The 13,261-nt window shown below is 55.1% G+C and carries 12 protein-coding genes; 11 read left to right on the top strand and 1 reads right to left on the bottom strand.

Annotated elements, in window-relative coordinates:
* The first annotated feature begins 151 nt into the window (after positions 1-151).
* The 5 genes from araF to otsA all read left to right on the top strand — a co-directional run bounded on the left by araF (position 152) and on the right by otsA (position 6,086).
* Positions 152-1,141: an arabinose ABC transporter substrate-binding protein AraF gene (gene araF / locus M8013_RS14865; protein WP_271268575.1), complete on the top strand. Its 990-nt coding sequence runs from the start codon at positions 152-154 to the stop codon at positions 1,139-1,141.
* A 66-nt stretch (positions 1,142-1,207) separates the two neighbouring features.
* Positions 1,208-2,722 carry an L-arabinose ABC transporter ATP-binding protein AraG gene (gene araG / locus M8013_RS14860; protein WP_271268574.1) on the top strand — a complete coding sequence of 505 codons (1,515 nt, stop codon included), beginning with the start codon at positions 1,208-1,210 and terminating at the stop codon, positions 2,720-2,722.
* 14 nt (positions 2,723-2,736) lie between these two features.
* The gene (araH, locus tag M8013_RS14855; RefSeq protein ID WP_271268573.1) at positions 2,737-3,717 is read left to right on the top strand and encodes an L-arabinose ABC transporter permease AraH; all 981 of its coding nucleotides are present in this window, start codon (positions 2,737-2,739) and stop codon (positions 3,715-3,717) included.
* A 163-nt stretch (positions 3,718-3,880) separates the two neighbouring features.
* Positions 3,881-4,687, top strand: coding sequence for a trehalose-phosphatase (gene otsB / locus M8013_RS14850; RefSeq protein WP_271268572.1), 807 nt, complete (start codon positions 3,881-3,883; stop codon positions 4,685-4,687).
* Positions 4,662-6,086 (top strand): alpha,alpha-trehalose-phosphate synthase, encoded by a 1,425-nt coding sequence (gene otsA, locus M8013_RS14845; protein WP_271268571.1) that lies wholly within the window; start codon positions 4,662-4,664, stop codon positions 6,084-6,086. Before otsB ends, otsA begins: the two co-directional genes overlap by 26 nt.
* A gap of 18 nt (positions 6,087-6,104) precedes the next feature.
* Here the strand turns inward: otsA and uspC are convergent, their stop codons facing one another.
* A complete protein-coding gene (gene uspC, locus M8013_RS14840; protein ID WP_271268570.1) occupies positions 6,105-6,533 on the bottom strand; it encodes a universal stress protein UspC in 429 nt (142 codons plus the stop codon).
* A gap of 794 nt (positions 6,534-7,327) precedes the next feature.
* Between uspC and flhD the strand changes: the two genes are divergently transcribed.
* The 6 genes from flhD (at position 7,328) to cheW (ending at position 12,744) form a co-directional block, all read left to right on the top strand.
* On the top strand, positions 7,328-7,678 hold the full coding sequence (gene flhD / locus M8013_RS14835; protein ID WP_271268569.1) for a flagellar transcriptional regulator FlhD: 351 nt from the start codon (positions 7,328-7,330) through the stop codon (positions 7,676-7,678).
* Positions 7,679-7,680: 2 nt separating this feature from the next.
* On the top strand, positions 7,681-8,259 hold the full coding sequence (flhC, locus tag M8013_RS14830) for a flagellar transcriptional regulator FlhC (RefSeq protein WP_271268568.1): 579 nt from the start codon (positions 7,681-7,683) through the stop codon (positions 8,257-8,259).
* 123 nt (positions 8,260-8,382) lie between these two features.
* A complete protein-coding gene (motA, locus tag M8013_RS14825; RefSeq protein ID WP_271268567.1) occupies positions 8,383-9,270 on the top strand; it encodes a flagellar motor stator protein MotA in 888 nt (295 codons plus the stop codon).
* Positions 9,267-10,196, top strand: coding sequence for a flagellar motor protein MotB (gene motB, locus M8013_RS14820; protein WP_271268566.1), 930 nt, complete (start codon positions 9,267-9,269; stop codon positions 10,194-10,196). The genes motA and motB overlap by 4 nt, the downstream gene beginning before the upstream one ends.
* 4 nt (positions 10,197-10,200) lie before the next feature.
* Complete coding sequence (cheA, locus tag M8013_RS14815; protein WP_271268565.1) at positions 10,201-12,219, top strand: chemotaxis protein CheA; 2,019 nt, start codon at positions 10,201-10,203, stop codon at positions 12,217-12,219.
* A 21-nt stretch (positions 12,220-12,240) separates the two neighbouring features.
* On the top strand, positions 12,241-12,744 hold the full coding sequence (gene cheW / locus M8013_RS14810) for a chemotaxis protein CheW (RefSeq protein ID WP_271268564.1): 504 nt from the start codon (positions 12,241-12,243) through the stop codon (positions 12,742-12,744).
* Positions 12,745-13,261: the final 517 nt, after the last annotated feature.

Here is a 13,261-nt window from a genome sequence, read left to right as displayed (position 1 = left end):
GCTCTCTTATGGATGATCAATTTCCCGCTAAAACTATCTTAAGCAAATGCGCTTTAACCGTTTGTTGCGCTAATGCCTTGTTTTAAGTCCAATAAAATAAATTTGAGATGTTTTCCCCCTACATATTAGAACGCTAAAGCTGGAGTTTACCATGCACAAATTTACTAAAGCGCTGGCGGCCATTGGTCTGGCTGCCGTTATGTCACAATCCGCTATGGCGGAGAACTTAAAGCTTGGCTTTCTGGTGAAACAACCGGAAGAGCCCTGGTTCCAGACCGAGTGGAAATTCGCCGACAAAGCCGGGAAAGATTTAGGCTTTGAAGTGATCAAAATCGCCGTGCCCGACGGTGAAAAAACGCTGAACGCCATCGACAGCCTGGCAGCCAGCGGCGCGAAAGGCTTTGTCATCTGTACTCCGGATCCGAAGCTGGGCGCGGCAATTGTTGCCAAAGCCCGCGGCTACGACATGAAAGTGATCGCCGTGGATGACCAGTTCGTCAACGCCAAAGGCGTGCCGATGGATACCGTCCCTTTGGTGATGATGGCGGCGACCAAAATCGGCGAGCGCCAGGGTCAGGAGCTGTATAAAGAGATGCAAAAACGCGGCTGGGATGTGAAAGACACCGCCGTGATGGCCATTACTGCCGATGAACTGGATACCGCGCGTCGTCGCACCAGCGGTTCGATGGACGCGCTGAAAGCAGCCGGCTTCCCGGAAAAACAGATCTACAAAGTGCCAACCAAATCGAACGACATCCCGGGTGCCTTTGATGCGGCCAACTCGATGCTGGTTCAGCATTCCGAAGTGAAACACTGGCTGGTGGTCGGCATGAACGATAACACCGTGCTCGGCGGCGTACGTGCCACTGAAGGGCAGGGCTTTAAAGCGGCTGACGTCATCGGGATCGGTATCAACGGTGTGGATGCGGTCAGCGAACTGTCCAAAGCACAGGGCACCGGCTTCTACGGCTCCCTGCTGCCAAGCCCGGACGTCCACGGCTATAAATCCAGCGAAATGCTCTACAACTGGGTGACCAAAGGGGCAGAGCCCGCGAAATTTACCGAAGTGACCGACGTGGTGCTGATCACCCGCGACAACTTCAAAGCCGAGCTTGAGAAAAAAGGACTGGGCGGTAAGTAATTTACTGTGATTGCGCCCCCCTGCTCTGGGGGGCCAGACGTTCACTACTCGATCCTCGGAGACGTTATGCACCAGTCAGAACCGTATCTCTCTTTTCGCGGTATCGGCAAAACCTTCCCTGGCGTCAATGCGCTGACCGATATCAGCTTTGACTGCTATGCCGGCCAGGTCCATGCCCTGATGGGGGAGAACGGCGCCGGAAAATCCACGCTGTTGAAAATCCTCAGCGGTAACTACGCCCCCACGACCGGTACGCTTGCCCTGCAGGGCAAAGAGGTCGCCTTTGCCGACACCACTGCCGCGCTGAACGCCGGTGTGGCCATTATTTATCAGGAGCTGCATCTGGTTCCTGAGATGACCGTCGCGGAAAACATTTACCTCGGGCAGCTTCCGCATAAGGGCGGTTTCGTTAACCGTTCGTTGCTCAACTATGAAGCCGGGTTACAGCTCAAGCACCTCGGGCTGGATATCGACCCGCAGACTCCGCTCAAGTATCTCTCCATCGGCCAGTGGCAGATGGTCGAAATCGCCAAAGCGCTGGCGCGCAATGCCAAAGTCATTGCCTTCGATGAACCGACCAGTTCGCTGTCGGCGCGTGAAATAGACAATCTGTTCCGCGTGATCCGCGAGCTGCGCAAAGAAGGGCGCATCATTCTGTACGTATCGCACCGTATGGAAGAAATTTTCGCCCTGAGCGATGCCATTACCGTCTTTAAAGATGGGCGTTACGTACGCACCTTCGCCGATATGCAGCAGGTCAATCACGATCTGCTGGTGCAGGCGATGGTGGGCCGCGAGCTGGGCGATATCTATCACTGGGAATCACGCCAGTATGGCGGCGAGCTGCTGCGTCTTGAGCAGGTCAAAGCCCCAGGCGTGCGCAAGCCTGTCAGCCTGACGGTGCGCAGCGGTGAGATTGTCGGCCTGTTTGGGCTGGTGGGTGCCGGGCGCAGCGAACTGATGAAAGGGCTGTTTGGCGGTACCCGGATTACGGACGGGCAGGTGTTTATTGACGGTCAGCCTGTCGATATCCAGAAGCCCGCGCACGCCATTCGTGCGGGGATGATGCTGTGCCCGGAAGACCGTAAAGCCGAGGGGATTATTCCGGTGCACTCCGTGCGGGACAACATCAATATCTCGGCGCGACGGAAGTCTATTCATGCCGGATGCCTGATCAACGACGCGTGGGAGACCAGCAATGCCGATCACCACATTCGTTCTCTGAATATTAAAACGCCAGGGGCCGAGCAGCTGATTATGAATCTTTCCGGCGGTAACCAGCAAAAGGCGATTCTGGGCCGCTGGCTGTCGGAAGAGATGAAGGTAATCCTGCTGGATGAACCGACCCGCGGCATTGACGTGGGTGCCAAGCACGAAATCTATAACGTGATTTACGCACTGGCCAAACGCGGGGTGGCGGTGCTGTTCGCCTCCAGCGACCTGCCGGAAGTGCTGGGCGTGGCCGACCGGATCGTGGTGATGCGGGAAGGTGAGATCGCCGGTGAATTGCTACATGAACAGGCGAATGAAAAGCAGGCGTTAAGCCTCGCGATGCCTAAAGTCAGCCAGGCCGTCGCCTGAGTAAGGAGAATAAGATGTCTTCTGTTACTACATCCGGAGCGCCGAAATCGGCCTTCAGCCTTGGGCGCATCTGGGATCAATACGGCATGCTGGTGGTTTTCGCCGTGCTATTCCTGGGCTGTGCGATCTTTGTCCCTAACTTTGCCACCTTCATTAATATGAAGGGACTGGGACTGGCGATTTCGATGTCCGGGATGGTCGCCTGCGGGATGCTGTTCTGTCTGGCCTCGGGCGACTTCGACCTGTCAGTAGCGTCGGTGATTGCCTGCGCCGGGGTCACCACTGCGGTAGTCATCAATATGACCGAAAGCCTGTGGATTGGCGTCGCGGCCGGTCTGCTGCTCGGTGCGCTCTGCGGGCTGGTGAACGGTTTCGTCATCGCCCGCTTGAAGATTAACGCCCTGATCACGACGCTCGCGACCATGCAGATTGTGCGCGGCCTGGCCTATATCATCTCCGACGGTAAAGCGGTGGGGATTGAAGACGAGCGCTTCTTCGCCCTTGGCTACGCCAACTGGTTAGGTCTGCCAGCACCTATCTGGCTGACGGTCGCCTGCCTGATCCTGTTTGGTTTTCTGCTTAACCGAACCACCTTTGGCCGCAACACGCTGGCGATTGGCGGTAATGAAGAGGCGTCTCGTCTGGCCGGGGTGCCGGTGGTGCGCACCAAGATCATCATCTTTATGCTCTCCGGTCTGGTGTCGGCGGCGGCAGGGATTATCCTTGCCTCACGCATGACCAGCGGCCAGCCAATGACCTCTATCGGTTATGAACTGATCGTGATTTCTGCCTGCGTGCTGGGCGGGGTTTCACTGAAAGGCGGCATCGGAAAAATCTCATATGTGATCGCCGGTATCCTGATCCTGGGCACCGTGGAGAACGCGATGAACCTGCTGAACATCTCGCCGTTCTCGCAGTATGTGGTTCGTGGCCTCATCCTACTGGCGGCGGTGATCTTCGACCGTTACAAACAAAAATCCAGGCGCACCGTTTAACCGCTTTCCCTCCCTTTCTCGACCCCAACTTTTAAGTGTAGCCCCCCTTTCCAGACGTAGCGGAAGGGGGGCGTCAAATGGCGAGCAGCGTCACACTGTCTATACTTACATGGCTACTGAGATGTTAACTGTTTTCATCTCGCCAACCGTAAGGAGGATCAGGGTGGCCGATACGTTAACTTCACCGCCTTTATTATCTGAAGATTTTGCCTGGTTTTTTGACCTCGACGGGACCCTTGCCACCATCAGGCCTCATCCCGATGAGGTGGCTGTACCCGACGATGTGTTGCATGCACTGAATCAGCTGTCGCTGCTGAATCAGGGAGCGTTGGCATTGATATCAGGGCGTTCAATGGCTGAGCTGGACAAGCTTGCCGAACCTTACCGTTTCCCGCTTGCCGGTGTACACGGAGCGGAGCGCCGCGACATCCATGGCCATGCGCAAATCGTCACTCTTCCCCAGGAACTGGTTCAGACGCTGCATGCACAGCTGGCGACGGCGCTTGCGTGGCTGCCGGGCACTGAACTGGAAGCCAAAGGCATGGCCTTTGCGCTGCACTATCGTCAGGCTCCCCAGTATCAGCAGGACGTTCAGGCGCTGGCGGAACAAGTGGTGCATGACAATCCCCAGCTGTCGCTACAGCCGGGCAAATGCGTGGTCGAAATCAAACCGCGCGGGATCCACAAAGGCGAGGCTATCTCGGCCTTTATGCATGAAGCGCCTTTTGCGGGCAGAACGCCGGTGTTTTTTGGCGATGACCTGACGGATGAACATGGCTTTGAGGTGGTTAACCAGCTCAAGGGTGTGTCAGTGAAAGTCGGCACAGGCGATACCAAAGCCCGCTGGCGGCTGGCAACGGTGCCTGATGTCTGGGAATGGATAATAAAAGCCGCTAACCATCAACAACAAAAAAAAATAGCGCAAACTAACAGGAGAACACCTTATGGGTCGCTTGATCGTAGTCTCTAACCGAATCGCTCCCCCGGATGACAAAAAATCCAGCGCGGGTGGCCTGGCGGTAGGGGTGCTGGGTGCCTTAAAAAGCACCGGGGGACTCTGGTTTGGCTGGAGCGGGGACATTGGTCAGGATGACAAACCGCTAAAAAAGGTGACGCGCGGGAACATCACCTGGGCCTCGTTTAACCTCAACGAGCAGGATTACGATGAATATTACAGCCAGTTTTCCAATGCGGTGCTGTGGCCAGCCTTTCACTATCGCCTGGATCTGGTGAAGTTTAAACGTGAAGCCTGGGAAGGGTACATGCGGGTTAACCGCCTGCTGGCCGATAAACTGCAGCCGCTGGTCAAACAGGATGATGTGCTGTGGGTTCATGACTACCATTTGCTGCCGTTTGCCAGCGAGTTGCGCAAGCGTGAGATCAATAACCGCATCGGCTTCTTCCTGCATATCCCGTTCCCGACGCCGGAGATCTTTAACGCACTGCCGCCTGGCGAGGAACTGCTCGAGCAGCTGTGTGATTACGATCTGCTGGGCTTCCAGACGGATAACGACCGGCTGGCCTTTCTGGACTGCGTCGCCAGCAAAACGCGGCTGATTGCCCACGATGACCGGTCGCATACTGCCTGGGGCAAGCGCTTTTACACCGAAGTCTACCCGATTGGCATTGAGCCTGACGATATTGCCGAGCAGGCCTCCGGGCCGTTGCCGCCTAAGCTGGCGCAGCTCAAAAACGAGTTGAAACACGTTAAAAACATCTTCTCCGTCGAGCGACTGGATTACTCCAAAGGGCTGCCGGAACGTTTCCAGGCCTATGAAACCCTGCTGGAAAGATTCCCTGAACACCACGGCAAAATTCGCTACACGCAGATTGCACCCACTTCGCGCGGGGAGGTGCAGGCCTATCAGGACATTCGTCATCAGCTGGAAACCGAAGCGGGACGCATCAATGGCCGTTACGGGCAGCTCGGCTGGACGCCCCTGTTCTATCTCAACCAGCATTTTGAACGCAAAATCCTGATGAAGGTGTTCCGTTACGCTGACGTTGGGCTGGTCACACCGCTGCGTGACGGGATGAACCTGGTGGCGAAAGAGTATGTTGCGGCGCAGGACCCGAAGGACCCCGGCGTGCTGGTGCTTTCGCAATTTGCCGGTGCCGCCAATGAGTTGACCTCGGCACTGATTGTCAATCCTTACGACCGGGATGATGTGGCTAATGCGCTGCATCGTGCGTTGAACATGCCGCTAACGGAGCGCATATCGCGTCATGCTGAGATGATGAAAGTGATCCGTGATAACGATATCGATCGCTGGCAGGCGCGCTTTATCAAGGATCTGAATGACATTGCTCCCCACAGTGCGGAGAGCAATCTGCAAAAAAAGGTCGCAACCTTCCCTAAACTGGCCTGATGTTTGCCACTCAGCGGCTCAGACAGCGCTGAGTGCAATTAACAGCACATCGACTTTGCTGCTGCCGACAATGGTTTTTGCACTGCACGCCGCGCGTGAAAAAAAGCTGCGGTTGTGATTGCCGCATATCACCAAATCCACCTGCTGCTTTTGACATATATCAAAAATACACTGACTTATTTCGCCGGTCGCAATAACGGTTTGCGCAATCGGATATTCCGCGTGCGCAATCAGCGTATCCAGAAATTGCTGTGTTTCCTCGAGCAGTACGCCGCGAATATCTTCCAGCATGGGGGCGGCCAGTTGGTTGTACATTTCAGGTTCTGTTGACAACGTAACCAGCGTGATGCGCGCCTGCGACGGGCGGGCGATGGCAACCGCTTTGCACAGTAATTGTTCGCTTTCAGGGGAAAGAGCAACACAAACAAGTAGATGGGAGTAACTCATGGCGTCCTCCTGCGGGTTCAGTAAACCGTCTATCCATCAGCATTAACGAGCTTCGTTTCTTTGCGCAAGAGGCGAAAATGACATTAGTGTGATGCTCATCATAATTATTCATTAATAATTCTTATGCAATGAATAGCATGGCCATGCACAAGTCGGCAGCAAACCAACACTTAACGTAAACCATACAATTTTAATTACCTGTAATACATACTTTTTAACCTTGCATCAACCTCTAAAAAGAAGTAACGGAAGGGAATTGGTTACGCATTTTGTAGGGTTAACTGGCTGTTTTAGAACAGGTTCGATTCAGCGTTTCTATCATAGATATAGCGAGGCCGGACGGGCATTCGCTCGCTGTCAACCCTCGGCAAGTAACATGCCGCCTCAGTTCATGCTTCTGCATGAATATTCGCATGCAGAGAATATATCCAACGGTTAATCGCTCAATAAAAAGACAATTTAGAAGCGGTACTGATGGATTTTTGGATCAGATTCAGGCAAATTATGTGATGTAGATCACATTTATTCCAAATTTCACGCGGGGCTGCATTGTATGTGGTAAACCGGACGGGTAGAGTTGCGGCGAATTAGGAAAAATCTTAGTTAATTGTAAGAAATGATAAATGTGTAAGAGAGGACGACTATTCTTCTTTACGTGATTCATCTCTACACAACTTAATTCGACTATGTGTTTTAGCCTTTGCTTATTTTTTTTACCGGGGTTTTCCCGGCGACATCACGGGGTGCGGGATGACCGCACAAAAAATGATTGTAGGTTATTCGGGAAGGAACCGATGCATACATCCGAATTGCTAAAACACATTTATGACATCAACCTGTCATATTTACTGCTTGCGCAACGCTTAATTAGCCAGGACAAAGCTTCGGCGATGTTCCGTCTGGGTATCCATGAAGAGATGGCTACCACGCTGGGTGCGTTAACGCTGCCGCAAATGGTGAAACTGGCCGAAACCAATCAACTGGTTTGTCAGTTCCGTTTCGATAGTCACCAGACCATCACTCAGCTGACGCAGGATTCCCGTGTGGATGATCTGCAGCAGGTTCACACCGGCATTTTACTTTCTACCCGTCTGCTCAACGAAATCAGCCAGCCTGATGACGCAGCCCGTAAGAAAAGGGCATAACCATGAGCGAGAAGAGCATTGTTCAGGAAGCGCGTGACATTCAGCTAGCGATGGAATTGATTACCCTGGGTGCTCGTTTGCAAATGCTGGAAAGCGAGACGCAGCTGAGCCGTGGTCGTCTTATCAAATTGTATAAAGAATTACGCGGAAGCCCGCCGCCAAAAGGCATGCTGCCGTTTTCCACCGACTGGTTTATGACATGGGAGCAAAATATTCATGCTTCTATGTTCTGCAATGCCTGGCAGTATCTCCTCAAGACCGGCTTATGCAGCGGCGTCGATGCGGTCATTAAAGCCTACAAACTGTACCTGGAGCAGTGCCCGCAGCCTGAAGAAGGACCGCTGCTGGCGTTGACTCGCGCATGGACGCTGGTGCGTTTTGTTGAGAGCGGACTGCTCCAACTTTCTCGCTGCAACAGCTGTAGCGGTAACTTTATTACCCATGCGCATCAGCCTGCTGGCAGCTTTGCCTGCAGTTTGTGCCAACCGCCGTCTCGCGCGGTAAAAAGACGTAAACTTTCCCGGGATCCTGCCGATAGTAATCCACAACTGCTGGATGAACAGATCGTACAAGCTGTTTAACCCGATCCCAGGGGCAAGATTCCAGCAGCGGTAAGCCATTACCGCTGCTTTTTTTATGCCCAAAGGGCGGGTAAAACCCCGAACTGCGCATCCAGCTAAAGTCACTAGCGGAAGGATGATGTCGTGCTTATCTTATTAGGTTACCTGGTAGTTATCGGTACAGTTTTCGGCGGTTATATGATGACCGGCGGGCACCTTGGGGCACTCTATCAACCCGCTGAGTTGGTCATCATCGGCGGTGCAGGGGTGGGTGCTTTTATCGTTGGTAACAACGGCAAGGCGATCAAGGCAACTTTAAAGGCGTTGCCGTTACTGTTCCGTCGTTCGAAGTACACCAAAAGCATGTACATGGATCTGCTGGCGCTGCTGTATCGCCTGATGGCCAAATCGCGCCAGCAGGGGATGTTCTCGCTGGAGCGTGATATCGAGAATCCACAGGAGAGCGAGATTTTTGCCAGCTATCCGCGCATCCTCGCCGATAAGGCGATGCTGGAATTCATCGTCGATTATCTGCGCCTGATCATCAGCGGCAACATGAACACCTTCGAAATCGAAGCCCTGATGGACGAAGAGATCGAAACCCACGAAAGCGAAACCGAAGTTCCGGCCAACAGCCTGGCGATGGTGGGGGACTCCTTGCCTGCCTTCGGGATCGTTGCGGCGGTAATGGGGGTGGTTCACGCCCTGGCCTCGGCGGATCGCCCGGCGGCAGAGTTGGGCGCGCTGATTGCCCACGCGATGGTGGGGACCTTCCTCGGCATCTTGCTGGCGTATGGCTTTATCTCCCCGCTGGCGACCGTACTGCGCCAGAAAAGCGCTGAAACCAGCAAAATGATGCAGTGCGTCAAGATTACCCTGCTTTCCAACCTGAACGGGTATGCCCCGCCGATTGCGGTCGAGTTTGGGCGTAAAACCCTGTACTCCAGCGAGCGTCCATCGTTTAACGAGCTCGAAGAGCACGTGCGCGCGGTGAAGAACCCAAACCAGCAGACGAGCACTGAAGACGCATGAAAAACCAGGCCCATCCTATCGTCATAGTCAAAAAGCGTAAGCACAAAGGCCATGGGGGCCATCATGGCGGCTCGTGGAAAATTGCCTATGCCGACTTTATGACCGCCATGATGGCCTTCTTCCTGGTGATGTGGTTGATCTCAATCTCTAGCCCGAAAGAGCTGATTCAGATCGCCGAATATTTCCGTACCCCGCTGGCGACGGCGGTGTCGAGCGGGCCGCGAATGGCTAACAGCGACAGCCTGATCCCCGGCGGTGGCGATGATTACACGCAGAAGCAGGGCGAAGTGAAGCGCGAGCCAAACATTGATGAGCTCAAAAGACGTATGGAGCAGAGCCGTCTGCAAAAACTGCGCGGCGATCTGGATCAGCTGATTGAGGCCGATCCAAAGCTGCGCGCGCTGCGTCCGCACCTGAAGATCGACCTGGTGCAGGAGGGGCTGCGCATTCAGATTATCGACAGTCAGAACCGCCCGATGTTTAAAACCGGCAGCGCCGATGTGGAACCCTACATGCACGACATCCTGCGTGCTATTGCACCGGTGTTGAATGGGATCCCTAACCGAATCAGTCTTTCCGGTCACACCGATGACTTCCCTTATGCCAGCGGCGAAAAAGGCTACAGCAACTGGGAACTCTCTGCGGATCGCGCCAACGCCTCCCGCCGTGAGCTGGTGGGCGGAGGCCTTGATGATGGCAAAGTGCTGCGGGTTATCGGCATGGCCGCCACCATGCGCATGTCCGACCGCGGGCCGGACGATGCCATCAACCGTCGTATCAGTATTTTAGTGCTCAATAAACAGGCGGAGCAGGCCATCCTGCACGAAAACGCCGAAAGTCAAAATGAGTCACTGGATGATTTAAAACAGCCAGGCGCCGTGCCTTCGGTTGCCGTTACAACATCGCCACCAGCCAATCCGAGGTGATAGCGTGAGCATGGATATTACCGATTTTTACCAGACGTTTTTTGATGAAGCCGACGAGTTGTTGGCTGATATGGAGCAACATCTGCTGGATCTGGTGCCCGAAGCGCCGGATTCAGAGCAGCTCAACGCCATTTTTCGTGCAGCCCACTCCATCAAAGGGGGCGCCGGCACGTTTGGCTTTACCATCCTGCAGGAAACCACGCATCTGATGGAAAACCTGCTTGATGAAGCCAGACGCGGTGAGATGCAGCTCAATACCGACATTATTAACCTGTTTTTGGAAACGAAAGACATTATGCAGGAACAGCTCAATGCCTATAAAAGCTCGCAGGAGCAGGATGCTGCCAGCTTTGAATACATCTGCAACGCGCTGCGTCAGTTAGCCCTTGAAGCCAAAGGTGAAGCGGCTGCGCCCGCTGTCGCCCCGGCAAAACTGAGCGTGGTGGATGCCGCTCCCGTCGCGGCGCCCGTTGCAGACGACCGTCTGCGAATTGTGCTGTCCGGCCTGAAAGAGAGCGAAGTCAACCTGCTGGAAGAGGAACTGAGCAATCTGGCCACCCTGAGTAACGTGGTGAAGGGCAAAGACACCCTTGCGGCCACACTCGGCGGTGGGATCGGCAAAGACGACGTGATTGCGGTGCTGTGCTTCGTGATCGAGCCAGAACAGATTGATTTTGAAGCGGTGATCGATGAACCGGTGGCCGAAGCCGCAGTAGAAGCAGAAGCGCCAGCCGCCCCGGCGGTTGTCGCTGCTGCCCCTGCGCTGAAGGCGGTTCCGGCAGAAACCGCTGCGCCAGGCCGTGTCGAACGTGAAAAACCGGCCGCACGCGCCAGCGAATCGACCTCCATTCGTGTGGCGGTAGAAAAAGTCGATCAGCTGATCAACCTGGTAGGCGAACTGGTGATTACCCAGTCGATGCTGGCCCAGCGCTCTAACGAGCTGGATCCGGTGAACCACGGGGAACTGATCACCAGCATGAGCCAGCTGCAGCGCAACGCCCGTGACCTGCAGGAATCGGTGATGTCGATTCGTATGATGCCGATGGAATACGTCTTCAGCCGCTTCCCGCGTCTGGTGCGCGATCTGGCGAGCAAGCTCAACAAGCAGATTGAACTGACGCTGATGGGCAGCTCAACCGAGCTGGATAAGAGCTTGATCGAGCGCATTATCGATCCGTTAACGCACCTGGTGCGTAACAGTCTCGATCACGGGATCGAACTGCCTGAGAACCGCGTGGCGGCAGGGAAATCCCCGGTCGGCAACCTGATCCTCTCCGCCGAGCATCAGGGCGGCAATATCTGTATCGAAGTGATCGACGATGGTGCAGGCCTGAACCGCGAGCGCATCCTGGCAAAAGCCCTGTCGCAGGGGATGGCGGTCAACGAAAACATGACCGACGAAGAGGTCGGGATGCTGATTTTCGCACCGGGCTTCTCCACCGCCGAGCAGGTGACTGACGTCTCCGGGCGTGGCGTAGGCATGGACGTGGTGAAACGTAACATCCAGGAGATGGGGGGTCACGTTGAGATCAAGTCGAAGCAGGGGACCGGCACGACCATTCGCATCCTGCTGCCGCTGACGCTGGCCATCCTCGACGGCATGTCGGTAAAAGTGGCGAACGAAGTGTTTATCCTGCCGCTTAATGCGGTGATGGAATCACTGCAGCCGCGTGATGAAGATCTGCATCCACTGGCGGGCGGTGAGCGCGTGCTGGAAGTGCGTGGCGAATACCTGCCGCTGCTGGAGCTGTGGAAAGTGTTCGACGTGGACGGGGCCAAAACCGAAGCCACTCAGGGGATTGTGGTGATCCTGCAAAGCGCAGGCCGCCGCTATGCGCTGCTGGTCGATCAGCTGATTGGTCAGCATCAGGTGGTGGTGAAAAACCTTGAGAGCAACTACCGCAAAGTGCCGGGAATTTCTGCCGCCACCATCCTCGGGGATGGCAGCGTGGCGCTGATCGTCGACGTGTCGGCGCTTCAGGGATTAAATCGTGAACAACGTATGGCGCACACAGCCGCCTGATTCAGTTAAGAAGGTAAAAACATGACCGGTATGAGTAATGTAACGAAGCTGGCCGGCGAGCCATCAGGGCAGGAATTCCTGGTTTTCACTTTAGGTGATGAAGAATACGGTATCGATATTCTGAAAGTGCAGGAAATCCGTGGCTATGATCAGGTGACCCGTATCGCCAACACGCCTGAATTTATCAAAGGCGTGACCAACCTGCGCGGCGTGATCGTGCCTATCGTTGATCTGCGCGTGAAGTTCAATCAGGGCGACGTTGAGTACAACGAGAACACCGTGGTGATTGTTCTCAATCTGGGCCAGCGCGTGGTGGGGATTGTGGTTGACGGGGTATCAGATGTGCTGTCCCTGACCACCGATCAGATCCGCCCGGCACCGGAGTTTGCCGTGACGTTGTCCACCGAATACCTGACGGGTCTGGGTGCGCTTGGGGATCGGATGTTGATTCTGGTGAACATTGAGAAACTGCTGAACAGCGATGAAATGGCGTTGCTGGATGTGGCGGCGAATCACGTAGCGTGATGTTTTCTCCCTCTCCCGTGGGAGAGGGTCGGGGTGAGGGCATCAGGCCGCAGAAGCGAAATGAACGCCAATTGTGAGCTTTAGTGGGCTGTTCCGTTCACCTTAAGAACGGGAGTCCATGAAACTTGCACAGCACGTGAACGTGATAAGGGGGCCACCGCGGCCCCCTTATCAATCCCCGCGGCCCCGCAATGAAATCGGTGCTTCGCACTACGCTCACCTCCCGACCTACTGCCTGCGGTCGGCTCAACTCGACATCCTGTCTCGCTTCGCCTCTGTCCGCCATCCCTGGCGTCCAGCCCTTGTCATTCGGTCTCCGGTTCGCCGATTTCAGCGGGGACTCAACACCGTGCCGTATTCAGGCAATGAAGAAAATGAAGAAGGTGGAGGGAGCGCAAGTCCGGCAGAAAATCGCTGAGGCGTTGACCGTAGGCCGGGGCGAGGCGCATGGATGCGCCGAGAGGGCGTGACCTACATGGATGTAGGATCACGCCCGACCCGATAGCCGAAGGACATA

It is taken from the genome of Silvania confinis, from assembly GCF_025564085.1.
Lineage (GTDB): Bacteria > Pseudomonadota > Gammaproteobacteria > Enterobacterales > Enterobacteriaceae > Enterobacter > Enterobacter confinis.
The sequence above is the reverse complement of the archived record's forward strand: the minus strand, read 5'-3'. Positions and strand labels throughout refer to the sequence as shown.

Coding starts and splice junctions, on each gene's coding strand:
- araF (WP_271268575.1), top strand. CDS start 152: ATGCACAAATTTACTAAAGCGCTGGCGGCCATTGGTCTGGCTGCCGTT.
- araG (WP_271268574.1), top strand. CDS start 1,208: ATGCACCAGTCAGAACCGTATCTCTCTTTTCGCGGTATCGGCAAAACC.
- araH (WP_271268573.1), top strand. CDS start 2,737: ATGTCTTCTGTTACTACATCCGGAGCGCCGAAATCGGCCTTCAGCCTT.
- otsA (WP_271268571.1), top strand. CDS start 4,662: ATGGGTCGCTTGATCGTAGTCTCTAACCGAATCGCTCCCCCGGATGAC.
- uspC (WP_271268570.1), bottom strand. CDS start 6,533: ATGAGTTACTCCCATCTACTTGTTTGTGTTGCTCTTTCCCCTGAAAGC.
- flhD (WP_271268569.1), top strand. CDS start 7,328: ATGCATACATCCGAATTGCTAAAACACATTTATGACATCAACCTGTCA.
- flhC (WP_271268568.1), top strand. CDS start 7,681: ATGAGCGAGAAGAGCATTGTTCAGGAAGCGCGTGACATTCAGCTAGCG.
- motB (WP_271268566.1), top strand. CDS start 9,267: ATGAAAAACCAGGCCCATCCTATCGTCATAGTCAAAAAGCGTAAGCAC.
- cheW (WP_271268564.1), top strand. CDS start 12,241: ATGACCGGTATGAGTAATGTAACGAAGCTGGCCGGCGAGCCATCAGGG.